We start from the raw sequence: 18,779 nt of genomic DNA, 5'->3' as shown, positions 1-18,779 counted from the left end.
TTATCATACTGATTACGGGAATTTTTCTTTTACCGCAAGGGCTTTATGCCATTCCGCCGGCAAAACAAAATCCCGTTCCAGGGGATTTGAGGGATTCCATTCAATGGTATAAAAACGAGGGAATCCGGCATGCCCAAGGGGGTAAACTGGAAAATGCAAAAAATTTATTTCTGAAAGAGCTTACCTACAAGGAAAAGGCCTATCCGGACAAACATCCCAAAATAGCCAATACCTACACGAATCTGGGAGTGGTAAACAAAATGCAGGGCAAATTTGAAAAGGCCTTGCAATATTATCAAAAGGCTGATAAAATCTATTCTGAAAACCCGGATTTCAATCCCAAAAAAGTAGGGACCAATCTTCAGAACATGGCCAACATTTATGCCTTGTATCAGGATTACGAAAAAGCGGAATCTTATTACAACCGGTCAATAAAACTATTTAAAAAGGATTCCACAAATAACATAGACAGGTTGGGGATGGTCTATAATAATTTGGGGATTTTCTATAAAGAACATGGTCTGCACCGTAAAGCCATTACATTTTATGAAAAAAGCATTCGCCTGAAAAAACGAGTGAATCCTGAAGCATTATATGTTACTTATGGAAATCTGGCCAATTCTTATCGCCTGCTGGGTAATTATAAGAAAGCAGAAGAGCACTTTATCAATGCCATTAATCAGGGAATTCAACAATTTGGAAAAACTTTCTACTTACTTTACCATCATTATCTGAATTACGGTATCTTGAAACTGGACCAAAAAGAATATGAAGAAGCAAAAAAATTAATACATAAATCTCTGGATTTAACCATCACCCATTTGGGAAAAACGAATCCAGAAACATCCAGATGTTACGAGTACGTGGGAGTGTTATGTCGTTTAAGAGGGAACTACACACAGGCATTACAATATTATCAGCGGGCATTGATTTCCCTATCCGGGCATTTCAATGATACCACCATACAAGCCAATCCGGAGCCGGAAAACGTCTTCTCCAAATCTCAACTGGTGAATATACTGAAAAGAAAAGCCAAAACCCTTGCTAATCTGAAGCAAAATCGCAAACAAAACCTGAAGGCAGCATTAATCACTTATGAACTGGCCCTGAAAACAATCGGCGAGCTCAGAACGGATTACCAGAGCCAGGGCAGCAAGCTGAACCTTACAGCCAATGAAAGAGAAACTTTCATAAATACCATAGAAACCGCCATTGAGCTATATAATCGTACAAGTGAACGCCAATATCTAAACAAAGCCTTCCGGTATGCAGAAGAAAGCAAGGCCGCAGTACTATATGAAGCCATGCAGTTTAACCAGGCGCTCAATATGGGCAACATCCCCGACAGTCTGGAGAAAAAGGAAGATCAACTAAAAAAAGACATTTGGACTTATGAAGAACTCATATTTGAAGAACGCAAGAAAAGAGAACCGAACGAATCGAGGCTAAACTTATGGGATGAACGGCTCTTTGAATTAAACAGGGAATATGAGGCCCTTATTGATAAATTTGAAGAAGAATACCCCAAATATCACTCCCTGAAATATGAGCAAAGCCCAATGAAGGTTAGCAATATACAAAAAAAGGTTAAATCAGGGGAAACCCTCATTGAATACGTACTTACAGAAAGCAACATTTATGCCTTTCTGATAGAAAAGGATGATTTCCAATTAAAAACCATTCCCGTCGATACCACTTTTACAAATAAGGTATTAGAATTGCGCAATTTCCTATCTGCCAGGAATTTTTCAAATCACTCCACCAAAGACTTTCAAAAATACAACACCCTGGCTTACCATTTATATTCAAAACTTATACAACCTTTGAATCTCGACTCCAATCAAAAGTTAACCATTATACCTGACGAGCTTCTCTCTTATCTGCCTTTTGAGGTATTGGTTACCGAAAATACAACATTTGACGAAATCCGTTATAATGATCTGGCTTATCTGATAAAAAAATATGATATGGGTTATTCCTATTCAGCCAAGGTCCTTTATAGTAACAATTCCGGGGAAAGGAGATCCCGAAGAAAACTCGCAGCCTTCGCTCCTACTTATGCCAATATAGATGATATAACGGAATACAAAGCGCGCACACGGCAGGAATACAGAGAAAAGCTATATCCGCTCAAAGGTATCAAAGAAGAAGCACAACGCATCACCAGGATTATCAAGGGAGATACATACATGGACGGTCGAGCTACTGAGGAGGCATTCAAAGATCAGTCAGAAAACTACGACATTCTTCATCTGGCTATGCATACACTGGTAAACGATGAAGACCCCATGTATTCAAAGATGGCATTCACGCAGGAAAAAGAAAGTAAGGAAGATGGGTTCCTCAACACCTATGAAATCTATAATCTCGAACTGAACAGCCGGCTGGCAGTATTAAGCTCTTGCAACACCGGCACCGGAAAACTTCAAAAGGGTGAAGGAGTTATCAGCCTGGCAAGAGGATTCAAATACGCAGGCTGCCCTTCTATCGTTATGACCATGTGGCCGGTGGAGGATAACAGCAGCATCAGGTTAATGGAATACTTTTACGAAGTCCTCGCCGATGGTGAACATAAGGATCATGCTCTGAGGAAAGCCAAAATAAAATTCCTTGAGAATTCCGATCCACTTCATGCCCATCCCTATTTCTGGTCAGGATACATCCTGATCGGCGACAAAACCCCACTTTACAATTTTTCCCGGATATGGTGGATGGGGGGTGGAACAGCATTTCTTATCATTGTAGCTGTATTATTTTTCACCGGGAAAAGATATCTCCGTCAAGTGTTTTGAGAATATCCCGTCATGATAATCCCTTAAATCTTTTATCGTTTTTGATGGCTCTTACAAGTTGTTCCTTACATTTATACTTTTTCTTCTTGGCATATTTCTCGCTTTTATACTCCATTTTCCCGGCTATATGCTTAAAAGAACAATTCATCAGAAACATCCTCAATACGCTGCGGCATTCCTTTCCCAGCTTTTTGAAGTGTTCCTGATACAATCTGTATCTTTGTTGTTGTTCATATTCAGCTTCCAGAGAATCTGCCACGTTTACATCGCGGTTTGCATAATTCATAATATGACGAAGCTCCGTATTACGGTTTCGCAGTTCACGCAGCCATATATGCCGGCAAACAGAATAAAAATAAGTCTTAAAGGAAGAATTTAATTCAAGGGATTCATTTTGGATCTTTTTATAAATTAAAACAATGGCTTCCTGTAGGACATCTCCTGCATCATCTTTATTGCCATTGTTTTGGGAGACCAGATCATATACCAATCCAAAATATTCATGATACAAATATTCCAGTATATTATTATCTTTCTCACGGATTCCTTGTATGATTTCAAGATCATTATAAAATTCCAAAACAACAGGGTTTTTTTAATGATGCAGGTATAAATAAAATAATTTTTTTTATAAAGGCAAACCAGGCGGCAGAAAATAATTCGAATGGCCAAATCCATTCGCTGACCTGCAATCCCCTGGCGACTAATAAATTAATTCCTGAATTTCAGATTTATCCCTTTCTAATTGTTTGTGTAATGCCTGATTTTCATCAATCTTTAACTCATCACGCATACGTTTATGGAAACGAAAGGTTGGGATTTTACCTCTTAATTCCAGCTCGTGATCATGTCCGAAAAGGTGAACTTCCACACTTACCTTCTCTTCACCTTCAAACTGTTTTACGTTCAGCATGCCTTTATATTTATAGCGGGAGTATATAAGGCTTATGGCATATACGCCCTGGGGAGGTATTAACTTTACATCTTCCTCGATGTTCAGCTTATAGGTTGGAAAACCAATCTCCCGGCATCGTGGATGCCCGTCACCCAGTTTGCCCATCATGATATAGAAATGATCAAGATAAGCATTGGCTCTCTGTATGCGGCCTTCATGTAACGCTTTTCGAATAACAGTAGAACTCACTGTTTCATTCTCAACATCCTGTTCAGGTATTTCCTCCACTTCAAAATCATGATCCCTGGCCAATTCATATAAATAGGCATAATCTCCCTCACGATTATGTCCAAAGTGATGATTAAAGCCCACCACAATACGTTTGGCATTTAACTTACCTACCAGGATGTTCTCTACAAATTCATAGGAAGTAATCTTAGAAAATTCGTGGGTAAATTCAATGATGACCAAGTGGTCGAGTCCTGTATTACTGAGTAAATGGATCTTTTCTCTCTGTGTGGATATCAATCGCAGATCTTTCCCTGCAGAGTCAGGATAGAGCACTTTCCTCGGATGCGGATGAAAAGTTATCAGAACGGTTTCACCATTGATTTCATCGGCCAGCTTCCTGAGCCGGTTCAATATGGTTTTATGACCGATATGCACCCCGTCAAAGGTACCCGTCGTAACTACGGGATTCCTGATTTCACCTAGATGCTCAAAACTCCTGTGTATCTTCATATGTCGCCTGTTCAAATTAGAAAGGCTGCAAAGATAACCAATAATTACTCTTCGTAAAAGACTTTGGTGTCATCGCCCAATTTTTGTTTAACGTAATAGGCAACTTTTTCAAGAGAAGTAATCATATCATAGTTTTCCAACACAACATCCGAAGGCACATTCACAGGAACGGAAGTATAATTCAGTATTCCCCTGATACCTGAATAGACCAAGGCTTCCGATACTTTTGCAGCATAATCCGGGGGTACAGTAAGAATAGCCACGTTAATCTGTTTTTCATTGATAATCTGCTTAAGATCATTCATGGAATAGCATTTCACCCCTGAAATCACCCGGTTGATCTTTTCGGGGTCGGTATCAAAAGCAGCAACAATCTGGAGCCTTGACCTTTTACCTCTAAAATAAGCCGTGATGGCCCGGCCCAGGTTACCAATGCCTACAACGGCAACATTAAGTCCTCTTGGAGAATCGAGGATCTCTCCAATCAGTTCGATAAGTGCCCTTACGTCATACCCCTTTTTCAGAGTGGTTGAATAACCTATCAACATGATATCCCTTCTAACCTGAACGGCAGTAATATTATGCAGATTGGCCATCTCGTGGGAATAGATATATTCTTTTCCCTCCGCTAAACAATTCAGCAGTGTCCTTCTGTAAACACTCAATCGCTCAATGGTCTTTTCAGGTAAACTTTTCATATAATTAGTCTTTGCGGTTCTATTGATCATCTATTGGTAAAATTACTGTAAACGTGCTTCCTCTGTCGGGCTCACTATCCACAAAAATGTTTCCCTTATACAAATCAATCACTTTCTTTACAATCGACAACCCCAATCCACTGCCCGTGATGTTTTTGGTTTTTTCATTTTTAATGCGAACAAATTCATTAAACAGTTTTGCAGTGTCTTCCTGATTCATCCCTATACCTGTGTCGGCAACTTTAATTTCAATCTGATCCGCATCTTTCTGCAGGTAAACATCCACTTTTCCTTCCTTGTAATTATACTTCACCGCATTGGAAATAAGATTATTGAGTACGATCTCCATGTCATTCGGATCGGCATGGAAATAAATCGCTTCATCTGCATGAAGATTGATATCCACATCCTTTTGAATGGCATAGGGGCTGACCGTTTCAATTGCACTTTTTGTAACATCTAATAAATTAACGTTTTCAAATTGTTTTTCTTTTTCATCGGACTGTATTTTAGTAAGATCAAGCAGATCCATTATGAGTGTCCTCATTCCATTGATTCGTTGTAGTGAGCGTTCGAGGATCTGATCATAATCCGAAATTTTATCACCGGCCTGTCTCTCCTGCATAATCTTCAGATACCCTTCCACTGCATTCAAAGGACTTTTAAGCTCATGTGAAAGTACCGACAAAAACTGAAACCTTACTTCTTTCCCTTCCTTATTCAACCGTTGGGTCATTATCTGAAGGAAAAGGTGTTTGGTAACCTTTTCCATGGACGACTTCAACTCCTGTGGAGTGAACGGTTTTGGTATAAAATCGTATGCACCCATTTCAGTAGCCTTCACAGCCAACTCAAGTGAAGCATATGAAGTAATTATCATTACAACAATTTCCCGATGATTCTTGTTTATATAATCCAGCACTTCTGTACCCTGTATACCGGGTAGTTTATTATCGAGCAGAACAATGTCAGGCGGATCCTTTTTGATTGATTCTATGGCATCTTCGCCGGTAAAGGCTTCATGTACGTCAAATCCACGGTCTTCATCCATGAAAGGATAACTCACCGTGAATTTGCCCAGGATTCTTTTGACACCGCTGCATATACCGGGTTCATCATCGACCACAAGTACCTTCAGGTTTTGCATAATTTATTGTTCCAATAACTTTTTAATTTCCTTTTCCAGTTGTTCTTTTCTAATATCCTTTTCAAGATATAAATCCGCCTTAATCCATTTTTTTTCATCTTCCGTACTCAAGCCGAAAGAAATGCCTGTTTCAGAACCAACAGCCGTAGCAATAATAACCGGAACATCCGGATATTTCTGCTTTGTTTTATAGCTCAACACAAACCCACTGTCTTCTGTCTCCATCATCAAATCATAAATCGCCAGATCCGGTTTGGTATTTTCAAGAATCTGCTCGGCTTCTTTCTGACTTTCAACGGTTACTACTTCATAGCCCATATTTTGAAGATGTAGTTTTATCTGAAACAGATAATCCACATCATCATCAGCCACCAATATTTGTTTTTTTGTATCCATAACAACTATTTTTCCGGTTGATTGGGTATAGATATTTTAAATGTGGTGCCGGTTGGCCCTTGTTCGGGATCCGCATTGGAATCAAGTGATATTTTACCGTTGTGCATCTTCACAATTCCATATACCGTAGCAAGGCCCAAACCGGTGCCTTTGCCTATTCCCTTCGTTGTATAAAAAGGCTCGAATATCTTTTCCTGGTCTTCCTTTTTGATGCCTTTGCCGGTATCGCTAATGGTAAAATATATATAAGAAGAGTCATTTTCAATGGTGATGTCCAGTACGCCTCCATCCCGCATGGCATCTATTGCATTTTTAAACAGGTTGGAAAAAATCTGGGTCATCTGCTCCTGATCAAGGTAAGCTTTTTTTGCATCCAGCCCCTCTGTATGGATGTTAACCTGTACATGGTCGGGAACAACGACCGCATCGAAACTTTGTTCCACGAGTTTTTCCGGGTCTACTTCATTTCGGGTTACCTGATTTTTTCTGGCAAAGTTAAGCAGACCGCCAACAATCTGCTTACATCGGTGGGTCTGATCCACGATTAGTCTCAGGTCGTTATAGAGATCAGAATCTTTGGGGACTTCATCGAGCAATATGTTGGCATACATGATCACTACGCCGAGCGGATTATTCAGTTCATGAGCAATACCGGCAGAAAGCTGACCCATACTTGCCAGTTTTTCTGCTTGTCTGAGGGTTTGCTGCATGGATACAAGTTTCTCATTGGTTACGGCAAGCTCCTTCACTGAATTATGCAATTTTTCAATGGTATAGGGAAGACACATTTCTGTTTCTGCCAGCCCTTTTACGATAGCAATGGCATGGTCCTCACAGGTATCGTATCCGCAGGCCCCGCAATTTAAATGATCCTCCGGATTATTCTTACCCATGGACTGCAGGATCTTATTAACTTCTTCATGGGAAGGTGTAGATATCCGCTTATCTTTAGCATCAAATGTTACAGTCAGATCCAGATCTTTATATCGGGCAATATTGGCTTTCCATTCCTCTTTATTGAAATGTTCGATCTTATGCTGCACATAATTGTGAACCAGGATGCGGCGGTTATACTGGCGTCGGTTCTCTTTGGAAGTCCCGGGACCCATAATACATCCGTCACAACATAACAGCTCCAGATGGCGGGAATTGATCTGTCCGTTTTCAAATTCCTTAAGGGCTTCCTGAAATTCAATTCTTCCTTCGGCCACAAGTATATTTCCGTCAAACACATCATCCTTGATTCCAGCAGTTTGGAGAAGTCCGCGACTAACAGGAAATATCGCTCCCCGTCCGCTTCGTGGCGGATCAAATTCCGAAGGCTCTGTTTTTTCCCGGTCTATTTCACTTTCTTTCAACATTTCGCGTAACTCCACAAAAGTAATCATTTCATCCACCTCATCTGTCTCTGCTTTTTTAGCGATACAAGGACCCACAAATACCAGATTGATCCCATCTCCATATTTTTCTTTCATTACCCGGCTCATGGCTACCACAGGGGAAGCTACGGGAGCAAGTTTCTCCACAAGGGTGGGATGATACCGCTCTACATAGGCTGCAATAGCAGGGCAATCGGAAGATATATACCTCTGGGAACCATTGTTGGTAATCAGTTCATTATATTTTCTCGCCACCAAATCGGCACCGAAAGAGACTTCGGATACCACATCAAAACCCAGTCTGCGAATCATACCAACCAGAACGCTGTAGTCCTCAAAATCCGAAAATTCAGCGGGAAAACTGGGAGCTACTATGGCCACATTTTTTCTGTCGCCTTCAAGCATCTGATAGACCCTTCCCTTGGTATCCAGGTAAACTTTTGCGCCCTGGCTACATACCTTAATGCAATTCCCGCATGCCACACACCGTTCATTCATTACTTCCGCCTGACCGCTTACAATCTTAATGGCTTTGGCAGGACACTCCCTTACACAGGTATAACATACCCGACATTTATTCTTTATGGTATAGATCAGGTCCCGATCGATATTTGTTTCTTCTTTCTTCATATCAAAGTAATATATCCCTTTTCGTATAACTGGTGTGCAAAATCTTCCTGGAATTTTCCCCGAAAGGCTTTCCAAGATATTTGCTGTAAAAACTATCTACCATGGTATTGTTATGGGAAGACTGTACCGTACTTTTTTCATCTATACCGTGAATGGCTTTAATCCGGTTACGAATTGTTTTAGAACCTTCTACAAACGGCTGTCCGCCTCCGTTGACACAGCCTCCGGGACATGCCATTACTTCCATATAGTGATAATGGCATCCCTCATTTCGTATATCCTGTAAAATTTCCCTAACTTCTTTAAGCGGACTCACAGCAGCCACTTTTACCTGATGATGACTGATCTCCTGGCTCACCTCCTTAAACTGCTTTGTTCCCCGTAGCTTACCAACCTTTGGTTGAATCATGTCCTTCCCGGTAACATTTCTATACAAGGTTCGTAAAACGGCCTCACCCGTTCCCCCTGCAGAAGCCAGGAGTTTTCCTGCTGAGCTGCTCTTATGAAAAGGTTCGTCCGCACTCTCAGGATCAAGCGCATGAATATCGATACCATAAAGCTTGATCAAACGTGCCAGCTCACGGGTTGTCAACACAGCGTCAATATCAGGAATGCCCTTATGGGTCATTTCCTGCCGCTGAGCTTCAAATTTTTTGGCAGGGCAAGAGGTTATAGCGACGGAAAAAACATCATTCTGACCCTGATCTTTGCTCTCCAAACAAAATCTTTTAATTATAGCCCCTGAAATTTGTTCGGGCGATTTCACCGTTGAAAGATAAGGCAACAAATCGGGGTAACTTTGCTCTACATCTTTTATCCATGCGGGACAGGAACTGCTCAGCAGGGGCAGGTTTTCTTCCTTATCCAATCTGTCTTCCAGTTCGGCCGCCTGTTCCATTATATAAATGTCCGAACCGAAACTACCGTCAAAAACTTTGTCAAATCCTATCCGCCTTAAAGCAGCATTAATCAGCCCAACGATCTGTTTCCCCGGTTTTAATCCAAATTCCTCTGCCAGAGTAACTACAACAGAAGGGGAATAATGGGCTACAGTGGTCGTTTCATTCTTATTCCCAATGGCCTCCTGAATCAGATCAAAATAGGATTTCTCATGTAACGCACCTGTTGGACATACCTGAATACACTGGCCACATTGGATACAACTTGAAAAATTAAGTCCTTTGCTCAAAGCGGTGCTTACAGAAGTACTGTTTCCTCTTCCCTTAAATTCAAGCGTGGTAATATTGACAATATCTTCACAAATCCGGATACATCTTCCGCATAATACACACTTTGCCGGATCATGGACAATACCGGAACTGGAAAGATCGAGTTTGGCCCTATTTTTCTTCCCGGAAATCCTGCGCTCCCGGATATTCAATTCCGCCGCAAGATTCTGAAGCTCACAGTTTCCGTTTCTTTCACAATAAAGACAATCATCCGGATGGTTAGACAACAAAAGTTCTACAATCATTTTCCGGGCTTCAATGACTCTGCGGGAATGGGTATTGATGTTCATACCCTGTTCCAAAGGATAAGAACAGGCGGGAACCAGATTGTCCATGCCTTCCACTTCAACAACGCACAAACGGCATGCTCCCGTAGGTGTAAAATCCTCCAGCCGGCAAAGGGTAGGTATTTTAATGCCGTTCTCTCTAAGGGCATCAAGAATGGTCTGCCCTTTTACGGCAGTAATGGGATTATTGTTTATTTCAACTTCAATTTGCATAGATGTTGGATTTATTTTCTTATAATGGCTCCGAACTTACAGGATTCATAACATATTGCACACCCGATACACCGCTCCTGTACAATGAAATGAGGCTTTTTGGCACTTCCCACTATGGCCCCTGTAGGACATTTCTGAGCACAAATGGTACAGCCTGTACATTGATCCACATCAATATAAAAGGTGCTGAGCTCCTGACAAACGCCGGCACGGCATTTTCGCTCGAAAATATGCTCTTCATACTCCTGCCGGAAAGCGCTGATCGTGCTCAAAACGGGATTGGCGGCCCGCTGCCCCAAACCACACAATGATGTGTCCTGCACCACATGGGCGAGTCTTTCCAGATTAATTACCCCTTTAAACCGGTGTAAGGTAAATGAACCATTTTCTTCCTCTGGGCGTTTGGTAATGTTTTCAAGTATCTCATGCATCCTTCTGGTGCCTTCCCTGCAGGGAATACATTTTCCACAGCTCTCTTCTTCCAGCAGATGCATATAATATTTTACGGTATCCAGTATACAGGTATGCTCATCCATCACAACCACAGCCCCCGAACCAAGGGTACACCCCAGTTGTTTCAGCTCTTCATAATCGATCCGGGTATTCAGGTGATCATAGGTCAATGCACCTCCTGCGGGACCCCCCAGTAGCAGACCCTTCAGGCCTTTATTATCCGGAACACCGCCTCCGATTTTATACACCACCTCTCTCAGAGAAACACCCATGGGTATCTCCACCAAACCACTGCGTTCAATCTTACCGGAAACAGAGAAAACTTTTGTGCCCGGGCTTTTATCCGTTCCTGTCTGCTTGTACCTGGCAGCCCCATACCTGACAATAACAGGTACATTCAACAGCGTCTCCATATTGTTGACTACGGTGGGCTGATTATGCAATCCCCTGTGAGAAGGATAGGGAGGCTTAGGCCTTGGCATTCCTCTCTTACCTTCTATACTGGCAATCAAAGCGGTTTCTTCACCACATACATAAGCTCCCGCACCCTGATGGAGCTGAATGTTGAGATTGAACCCGCTGCTGAAAATGTCATGTCCCAGCAATCCATAATCCCGGGCCTGGTCAATGGCATTTTGCAGCCGCCGGCAGGCCATTTCGTACTCGCTTTCGAGATATATATAGGCCTTCTGTGCACCAATTGCATAGGAGGCTATAGCCACTGCTTCTACAAGGCTGTGTGGATCGCCTTCCATGATCATGCGTTCCATAAAAGCACCCGGATCACTTTCCCCTGCATTACATATCAAAAACCTTTTTTCTGCCGGAGCATTGAGTGTAGTTTTCCATTTCTTCCCTGTGGGGTATCCTTCCCCACCTCTTCCCCTTAGTCCGCTGTCTTCTACCAAAGTACATACTTCTTCCGGTGTATAGTTGCGAATAGCCATTAAAAAACTCCGGTAACCTCCGTGGACAACATATTCATCTATCGAACCGGGATTGATTCTGCCGCAATTCTTCAGAATAAGTCGTTTCTGGGTCTGGAAAAATGGCAGCTCATTTACATAGGCAATGTTTTCCCAGGGTTCATGCAGATCAGTGGGATGCTGACCCAATACATACTCTTTGGGGATGATGTTGTTGAAGACTGCATCAAGAATATCGCTAACTTTCTCAGGAAAAACGTTACTGAAGGTTACCCGGGCTTTGCCTGGCAACTGAACATCCATAAGGGGTTCTGCAGTAATCAGTCCCAATGAGCCAATCACATTCAAACGGGCATCGATATCCCTTTCTTCCAGGTAATCGCGGATTGCATTAAAAGTTTCATCTGCTCCTGCAACAATACTTGCGGTATTGTAAGATAAGGAAATAACCGGCTGTGTAACCTTATCGCCTTTGATATGGTCCACCGCCTCTCTTTCCTTCTCGTCCATATCCCCTGCATTCCCTTCCAAAACGGTTTGGATGAGGCTATATTGACTGGTATTTTCTTCAAAACTCGCCATAAAGTCTATTCTTCATTTTCTTTGTAATCTTCAATGATCTCTTCAAGCTTATCTTCAGTAACCTCCGTAAAATAGCGGTTATTTAAGGCCATTACAGGTCCCAAACTACATCCCCCCATGCAAGTCACAATTTCAAGACTAAACATTCCATCCCGGGAAGTTTCGCCGTCCATAATATTCAACAGGTTATATACCTTCTTCTCCAGCCTGGCGGCTCCTTTAATATGACAGGAGGTTCCGCTGCACAACTTGATATGAAATTTTCCCCTGGGCTGAAACTGAAACTTACTGTAGAAAGTCGCCACACTATATATTTTGCTTGCGGGAAGCTCCAGATAATTTCCAACCTCCTTCACCGCTTCCTCGGTAAGATAACCCTGCTCATACTGAATATCCTGCAAAATGGGGATCAAATTTTCCCGTTCCACAAAGGGATATCTTTCCAGTATTTTTTTTAATTTGTCCCTGTCCATTAAATTGAATTTTTATTGTAACAGCTCAGATTTTAACCCCTTTATATGTGAGTCAAAATTACAAAATTTAATTGTTATTTCATAAACAATGTTATTTTATTAACAATAAAGAAAACAAACAAAGGTTATAGTATAAAATAAGTTTGCAATCATTTTATTGCAGAGCAATTCATGAGAGATTTCAATTTGTATTCAGTTTAAATAAAAAAACAGGACTTGGATTCAAATTTTGATTTTTACTTTTATTCATTATGAATGATAAGAACCAAAAAGGCAACAGGAAGGAGTTAATTATCTGTTTAGGGAGTGCTTGTTTCTCAAGGGGAAACAAAGATGCGGTAAACATTATTAAAAATTACATCAAAGAACATCAACTGGAAGATAAAGTATATTTTCGCGGTTGTCACTGTATGGATAAGTGTCAGGATGGGCCAAACCTGAAATTTGAAGGCAAAATTTTCAGCGGTATCACATCCGACCGACTGTTGTATATATTGGATGAAATTTTCCACAAATATCTTTAATTAATTATGTCTTTAATACAAATCATCAAAGACAAATGTGACCTGAGTTATTCCTGTGTGAGGGAATGTCCGGTGAATGCCATAGAGGTCAAAGTCAACACGGATTATGCAAGAATCATTCCCGAAAGATGTATAGGATGCGGGCACTGTGTAGGAGTTTGCCCCCAGGATGCCATTATTTACCGGGACTCAAAACAGCGGGCCAAAGATTTGCTTCAATCGGATGAACCGACGGTGGCCATTGTAGCTCCCAGCATATCAGGAGAATTTGATGATATTGCCGATTACCGTAGGTTTGTACAGATGATCAGGCAACTGGGCTTTGATTATGTGAACGAAGTAACCTTTGGTGCTGATCTGATCGCACTTAAATACAAGGAACTTTTCGACAATTTTAAGGGCAAATATTACATAACATCAAATTGTCCGGCCGTAGTCTCCCATGTGGAAAAATACCATCCGGAACTGATCAATAATCTGGCTCCACTGGTTTCCCCTTCTATAGCCACAGCCAAAGTAGTAAGGAAAAAATACGGGGATCAGATCAATGTGGTATATTTAGGCCCGTGCATAGATTCAAAAGAGGAAGCCAAACGGCACAGCAACGACGACGGAAAAATAGATGCTGTGCTCACTTTCGTAGAGCTAAGGGAATTATTCGATGAATACAACATCCAGGAAAGCAAAATGGAATACTCCGATTTTGATCCCCCCATCGGATACAAAGGCTCCTTGTTTCCCATTAGCAATGGGTTGTTTCAGGCCGCAGGAATCAGTGAGGATCTGCTAACGGGAACTGTCATCAACGGTTCGGGCAAAGTCAATTCCATCAATGCAATCAACCAGTTTGAAGAAGGGATCAATCAGATCAAGCACCATTTTAATCTGTTTTTCTGCGAAGGATGTCTGATGGGACCAGGAACATCACCGGGAGGCAAAAAATATAACCGGAGATCCCGGGTAATCGACTATGCCAATAAGAGGCTGGAAACCTTCGATAAAAAAGCCTGGGAAGAAGAAATAGCCCAGTATATCAACCTGGACTTTTCCAGGGGTTTTCAGGCCGATGATCAGCGCCTCGAAGCCCCCTCCGAGGAGAAGATCCAGGAAGTACTGAAAGCCATCGGAAAAGACAACAACCAAAGCAATGTAGGTTGCAGTGCCTGTGGTTATCCTTCATGCAGAGATTTTGCCATCGCCGTATCGAAAGGCCTGGCCAAAACCGAGATGTGCCTGAGCTATACCTTAAGAAACCGCAACGAGTACAATAAAGCCCTCCGGACCACAAATGAAAAGCTGGCCCAAACCCAAAAAGCACTGAAAGAATCCGAGCAAAAAGCGCGCAAGGAAAAACAGGCCGCCAAAGAAGCATCGGAAACCATCAACGCAATGCTTCAAAAACTGCCCTCCGCGGTGGTGATCATTGACCAAAACCTGAAAGTAGTACAATCCAACAAAACCTTCGTTGATCATCTGGGAGATGAAGCCCAGGCCATCAATGAAGTCATTCCCGGCCTTATTGGCGCCGATCTGAAATCCCTGCTTCCCCATAACATCCTCACCCTTTTTTCCCACGTACTGGAAAATCAGCAAAATATAGTAAACAGAGACATTTACCTGGAAGAAAAACTGTTGAACCTTTCTATATTCAATATCAAAAAGGGAAAAATCGTGGGAGCGGTGTTAAGGGATATGTATGCGCCGGAGATACGGAAAGAACAAGTAATAAAAAGGGTCACTGAAGTGATTGACAAAAACCTGGAGATGGTACAGAAAATTGGATATCTGCTGGGTGAGGGTGCTTCGGAAACAGAGCAGATGCTCAACTCCATCATCGAATTTTATCGGTCCGAAAAATCGATAAAACCTCAAAATCCAGGGGATTCGGAAAAACAAGAAAAGAAAGACGATAGTTCCAATGAGCAATGATTTCCATATAGAAGTCGAGGTCAAGCAAAAGAACCATGAAGAAGAAAGGATCTGTGGGGATGTTTTTCTATCCGAAAAATACAAGGAGGAAAACAGGCTGATTCTTGTGCTTTCTGATGGCCTGGGCCATGGAGTGAAAGCCAACATGCTGGCTACGCTTACCTCCACCATGGCGCTCAATTTCACAAAGGAGCACAAGGACGTTCAAACCATTGCGGAAATCATCATGAACACCCTGCCCGTGGATAAAACCAGAAAGATCAGTTATGCCACCTTTACCATTATAGATATAGATTACTACAACGGAAAAGCAACCATTCTGGAATACGACAATCCCAAAGCCATTATCTTGCGGGGTCATAAAATTTACAAGCCCAAATGGGAAAAGATTGTTCTGGAAAGTGAAGAAAACAGAGGCAAAGAACTAAGAAGCTGCAGTTTTGAACCCAAAAAAGAAGACCGCATCATTGTGGGATCCGATGGCATAGTTCAAGCTGGGCTTGGAACAGATAAATATCCATTCGGCTGGGGACATGAAAACTTTCAGGAGTTTGTCAAAAGACTGGTATATAATAATCCCGACATTTCTGCCAACAAACTCTCCACCAAAATTGTGAACATGGCCTATCAAAACGACGGTTACTACGCCAAAGACGACACCTCTTGCTGCGCCGTTTATTTCAGAGAACCCAGGAGACTGCTTATCTGTACCGGACCTCCTTTCGAATCCGGTAATGACAAAAGACTCGCCAATACAGTCAAAACCTTTGAGGGAAGCAAAATCATTATGGGGGCCACCACCGGCGATATCATTGCCCGGGAGCTCAATACGGAAATTGAAGACAGCTTTGAATTTGAAGACCCCGACCTTCCTCCTGTATCCTATATGGAAGGAGTGGACCTTGTTACCGAGGGCATCTTAACGCTCAGCAAGGTAGCCGATATTTTAAAACACTACAACAGCAATTATGTCCTGAAGAAAGGCCCTGCCGATCAAATTGTCAGACTCCTGAAAGACAGCGATAACATCCATTTTGTTATTGGAACACGGATCAACGAGGCCCATCAGGATCCCAATCTGCCTGTAGAACTTGAAATCCGCAGAACGGTGGTAAAAAGGATTGCCAATACGCTGGAAGAGAAGTTTCTCAAAGAGGTTACGATGGAATACATCTAAAGTTTGAATGTTTGAACGTTCGACAAAGAGTTTGATTGTTTGAGGGTTTGACAGGAGTGAAAAAGTTGGCAGTTGGCAATTGGCAGTTGGCAACCCCTGAAAGCTAAAGTTGGCAGAGATATTCAATAGTCATTCGGTGGTCATTCAATTGTCATTTATGGTCATTAAGTTGTTTGACAAGAGTTTGATTGTTTGAAGGTTTGACGGGAGTTGAGAAAAAGTTGGCAGTTTACTATATTGTAGAATGAAATTTAAGGACATAAGATTTAGTAAAATAGTTGGCAGTTGGCAAACCAAATGCCTCAGTTGGCAGAAGAATGCAAGGGTCATTGGGTTGTTAGAAAGGGGTTGAGGTTTGAGGAAGAAGTTGGTCCCGCATTCTGCGGGAGCAAAACCTGAAAAGCTGCGGAGGGGAGTTGAATGATATTGATCTTTGTTTGTTATGGTTTTCATTTATTGTCATCCATCCGAGAGTTTTAAACATGAAACAGGGTTTCGGAACTTTCCGAAAGTATCAGGCACTAGTTCAGGGGACCTCTGAGGAGGGTCCGATACTCCCTGGATGATGGTTTAGGGGGGACCTCTGAGGAGGGTGCGAGGATCCTCAAAGGAAGGTTCGAGGGTCCTCAAAGGAGGGTTGAGTACTCCCTGGATGATGGTTTAGGGGTCCTCCGAGGAGGGTTCAAGGGTCCTCTGATGACCGTCCAGTATCTCAAAAGGTTATAGAAAAGGCCCGGAAAAGCCCAATAAATATCTTTTGGGAATATCATGAGACTCCCGGAGGATAGTAAGATAGCCAAAAAAGGTGTTCACTAACCATCCTATGAGGTATAAGAGATACCCCTTAAAGATATCCGGAGACCCTCAGAGGATATCGACATGATCCTCAGAGGATGTTGACCGAACCAACGAGGGCCTATAAACAGAAACCTGGCTCATCGAACCAGGTTATCTGTAGAAAACATTAATTGAAGTACTTCTCAGGTAAGGCTTTTACGATCCGGACTCATGAAGAAGTCTTATAATCCTGCTTTAAAAGGAATCTTCACCCAAAATACCACATTTCTACCCATGTTGTAATAATTCAGATTTTTCAGTGTGGACAGATGGTCGATGTATTTAACATCAAACAGGTTGTCCACCTTGATTCCATAGCTGATCCGCTGAGATAACAGATTCGAAGTTCCCCCTACCCGAAAGTCCACCAGTAAATAATCAGCAGTGGGCGTTTCAAACCGCGAGGGATGCTCTTGACTGAATGCATAATCAACGCCAAAATCCACAAACGGTTGCTGAAAGCTCAACCAGCTTTCCTTTTCAAACCGGATACTTCCCCGCAATTTATCCTGAGGTATGAAGGGAAGGTTCTGCCCGTCTTCTTGCTTTCCAATGGTTTTGGAATAGCTGATCCTGAAATCTTATTTGTTCATCGATAAGGATAACATCAGGACAGCAGGATTTTATTACCTTTGCCTCAATTAGAGTCTGTCTATAATATCCGCTGGCTGCGTTACGCTCGTTTTTCATGCCAGTCAATTACATCTGGTAGAGACGTACGGCCGTACGTCTCTACATTTGGCATTCATAACTCGCAAGCCTTGCCAGCGAACATTCTAGACGAGACTCGTTCAAATCTCTTTGACTTTATGGACAAACACTAATTAATAAAAAAACACAGGCTGCAAATGAAAAACATTCTCATTATCCTCTCTGTATTATCCTTGATAACCTTTTCCTGCGGAAATATGAAAAAAGATGCCGATCTGATCGTCAAGAATGCAAAGGTTTACACCGTAGATGACAATTTCACCGTCGCTTCAGCCTTTGCGGTTAAGAATGGAAAAATACTAAAAGTTGGTGCCACGGAAGAAATTACCAGAGCGTATTCCGGTGACAAAACGCTGGATCTTGAAGATAGACCCGTGTATCCGGGTTTTATTGATGCGCATTGCCATTTCTATGGTTATTCCATGGATCTGCGGCAGGTAGATCTGGTGGGGACATCGTCATTCGAAGCAATTCTGGAGAAGCTGAAGCAATATGATCAGACCCATGATGCCGAATGGATACTGGGCAGAGGTTGGGATCAGAACGACTGGGAAGACACGAAATTCCCAACCAAAGAAAAGCTGGACAAGCTGTTTCCGGATAAACCGGTTTTTCTGAACCGGATTGACGGGCATGCAGCCCTGGTCAATTCAGAAGCACTGGAGCGAGCGGGTATAACTGCAGAAACGGATGTTGAAGGCGGAAAGGTATATGTAGAAAATAGTGAACCCTCTGGTATCCTCGTAGATAATGCGACCAG

At 42.2% G+C, this 18,779-nt stretch carries 15 protein-coding genes; 5 read left to right on the top strand and 10 right to left on the bottom strand.

Features of this window, described 5'->3' with window-relative positions; translation table 11 throughout:
* Window positions 1-2,792, top strand: a 2,792-nt coding sequence (locus KGY70_07275) for a CHAT domain-containing protein (protein MBS3774969.1), incomplete at its 5' end; no start/stop codon positions are given.
* 10 nt (window positions 2,793-2,802) lie between these two features.
* Here KGY70_07275 and KGY70_07270 read toward each other — a convergent pair.
* The 9 genes from KGY70_07270 to nuoE all read right to left on the bottom strand — a co-directional run bounded on the left by KGY70_07270 (window position 2,803) and on the right by nuoE (window position 12,841).
* Entirely contained in the window at window positions 2,803-3,372 is a 570-nt protein-coding gene (locus KGY70_07270) for a sigma-70 family RNA polymerase sigma factor (GenBank protein ID MBS3774968.1), read from the bottom strand.
* 123 nt (window positions 3,373-3,495) lie between these two features.
* Window positions 3,496-4,428, bottom strand: a complete 933-nt coding sequence (gene ribF, locus KGY70_07265; protein ID MBS3774967.1) for a riboflavin biosynthesis protein RibF — start codon at window positions 4,426-4,428, stop codon at window positions 3,496-3,498.
* Window positions 4,429-4,472: 44 nt separating this feature from the next.
* Complete coding sequence (locus KGY70_07260; GenBank protein MBS3774966.1) at window positions 4,473-5,126, bottom strand: redox-sensing transcriptional repressor Rex; 654 nt, start codon at window positions 5,124-5,126, stop codon at window positions 4,473-4,475.
* A gap of 19 nt (window positions 5,127-5,145) precedes the next feature.
* Window positions 5,146-6,273: a hybrid sensor histidine kinase/response regulator gene (locus KGY70_07255; protein MBS3774965.1), complete on the bottom strand. Its 1,128-nt coding sequence runs from the start codon at window positions 6,271-6,273 to the stop codon at window positions 5,146-5,148.
* Between the two features lie 3 nt (window positions 6,274-6,276).
* Window positions 6,277-6,669, bottom strand: coding sequence for a response regulator (locus KGY70_07250; protein MBS3774964.1), 393 nt, complete (start codon window positions 6,667-6,669; stop codon window positions 6,277-6,279).
* A 5-nt stretch (window positions 6,670-6,674) separates the two neighbouring features.
* Entirely contained in the window at window positions 6,675-8,678 is a 2,004-nt protein-coding gene (locus KGY70_07245) for a GHKL domain-containing protein (protein MBS3774963.1), read from the bottom strand.
* Window position 8,679: 1 nt separating this feature from the next.
* Window positions 8,680-10,407 (bottom strand): (2Fe-2S)-binding protein, encoded by a 1,728-nt coding sequence (locus KGY70_07240; protein ID MBS3774962.1) that lies wholly within the window; start codon window positions 10,405-10,407, stop codon window positions 8,680-8,682.
* A gap of 11 nt (window positions 10,408-10,418) precedes the next feature.
* Entirely contained in the window at window positions 10,419-12,368 is a 1,950-nt protein-coding gene (locus tag KGY70_07235; GenBank protein MBS3774961.1) for a 4Fe-4S binding protein, read from the bottom strand.
* A 5-nt stretch (window positions 12,369-12,373) separates the two neighbouring features.
* Window positions 12,374-12,841 carry an NADH-quinone oxidoreductase subunit NuoE gene (gene nuoE, locus KGY70_07230; protein MBS3774960.1) on the bottom strand — a complete coding sequence of 156 codons (468 nt, stop codon included), beginning with the start codon at window positions 12,839-12,841 and terminating at the stop codon, window positions 12,374-12,376.
* Between the two features lie 251 nt (window positions 12,842-13,092).
* On the opposite strand from nuoE, the gene KGY70_07225 reads away from it, so the two are divergent.
* Genes KGY70_07225 through KGY70_07215 form a run of 3 tightly spaced genes read left to right on the top strand, consistent with a single transcriptional unit; the run spans window position 13,093 to window position 16,471 of the window.
* Entirely contained in the window at window positions 13,093-13,365 is a 273-nt protein-coding gene (locus KGY70_07225) for a (2Fe-2S) ferredoxin domain-containing protein (GenBank protein MBS3774959.1), read from the top strand.
* 6 nt (window positions 13,366-13,371) lie between these two features.
* The gene (locus tag KGY70_07220; GenBank protein MBS3774958.1) at window positions 13,372-15,294 is read left to right on the top strand and encodes a 4Fe-4S dicluster domain-containing protein; all 1,923 of its coding nucleotides are present in this window, start codon (window positions 13,372-13,374) and stop codon (window positions 15,292-15,294) included.
* Window positions 15,284-16,471, top strand: coding sequence for a SpoIIE family protein phosphatase (locus KGY70_07215; GenBank protein MBS3774957.1), 1,188 nt, complete (start codon window positions 15,284-15,286; stop codon window positions 16,469-16,471). The genes KGY70_07220 and KGY70_07215 overlap by 11 nt, the downstream gene beginning before the upstream one ends.
* Window positions 16,472-17,490: 1,019 nt before the next feature.
* Here KGY70_07215 and KGY70_07210 read toward each other — a convergent pair.
* Window positions 17,491-17,880 carry a TonB-dependent receptor gene (locus KGY70_07210; protein MBS3774956.1) on the bottom strand — a complete coding sequence of 130 codons (390 nt, stop codon included), beginning with the start codon at window positions 17,878-17,880 and terminating at the stop codon, window positions 17,491-17,493.
* A 276-nt stretch (window positions 17,881-18,156) separates the two neighbouring features.
* Here KGY70_07210 and KGY70_07205 point away from each other — a divergent pair.
* On the top strand, window positions 18,157-18,779 hold a 623-nt coding region (locus tag KGY70_07205; protein ID MBS3774955.1), incomplete at its 3' end, for an amidohydrolase family protein.

Source organism: Bacteroidales bacterium (assembly GCA_018334875.1).
In the GTDB taxonomy this organism is placed as follows: Bacteria; Bacteroidota; Bacteroidia; order Bacteroidales; family UBA12077; genus JAGXLC01.
Note: the sequence above shows the minus strand (reverse complement) of the source record. Positions and strands in the feature narration are given on the sequence as shown.

What these genes read in the sequence shown, in the direction of transcription:
- KGY70_07255 (MBS3774965.1), bottom strand. Translation starts at nt 6,273, where the DNA reads ATGCAAAACCTGAAGGTACTTGTGGTCGATGATGAACCCGGTATATGC.
- KGY70_07260 (MBS3774966.1), bottom strand. Translation starts at nt 5,126, where the DNA reads ATGAAAAGTTTACCTGAAAAGACCATTGAGCGATTGAGTGTTTACAGA.
- KGY70_07240 (MBS3774962.1), bottom strand. Translation starts at nt 10,407, where the DNA reads ATGCAAATTGAAGTTGAAATAAACAATAATCCCATTACTGCCGTAAAA.
- nuoE (MBS3774960.1), bottom strand. Translation starts at nt 12,841, where the DNA reads ATGGACAGGGACAAATTAAAAAAAATACTGGAAAGATATCCCTTTGTG.
- KGY70_07225 (MBS3774959.1), top strand. Translation starts at nt 13,093, where the DNA reads ATGAATGATAAGAACCAAAAAGGCAACAGGAAGGAGTTAATTATCTGT.
- KGY70_07250 (MBS3774964.1), bottom strand. Translation starts at nt 6,669, where the DNA reads ATGGATACAAAAAAACAAATATTGGTGGCTGATGATGATGTGGATTAT.
- KGY70_07245 (MBS3774963.1), bottom strand. Translation starts at nt 8,678, where the DNA reads ATGAAGAAAGAAGAAACAAATATCGATCGGGACCTGATCTATACCATA.
- KGY70_07220 (MBS3774958.1), top strand. Translation starts at nt 13,372, where the DNA reads ATGTCTTTAATACAAATCATCAAAGACAAATGTGACCTGAGTTATTCC.
- ribF (MBS3774967.1), bottom strand. Translation starts at nt 4,428, where the DNA reads ATGAAGATACACAGGAGTTTTGAGCATCTAGGTGAAATCAGGAATCCC.
- KGY70_07215 (MBS3774957.1), top strand. Translation starts at nt 15,284, where the DNA reads ATGAGCAATGATTTCCATATAGAAGTCGAGGTCAAGCAAAAGAACCAT.
- KGY70_07235 (MBS3774961.1), bottom strand. Translation starts at nt 12,368, where the DNA reads ATGGCGAGTTTTGAAGAAAATACCAGTCAATATAGCCTCATCCAAACC.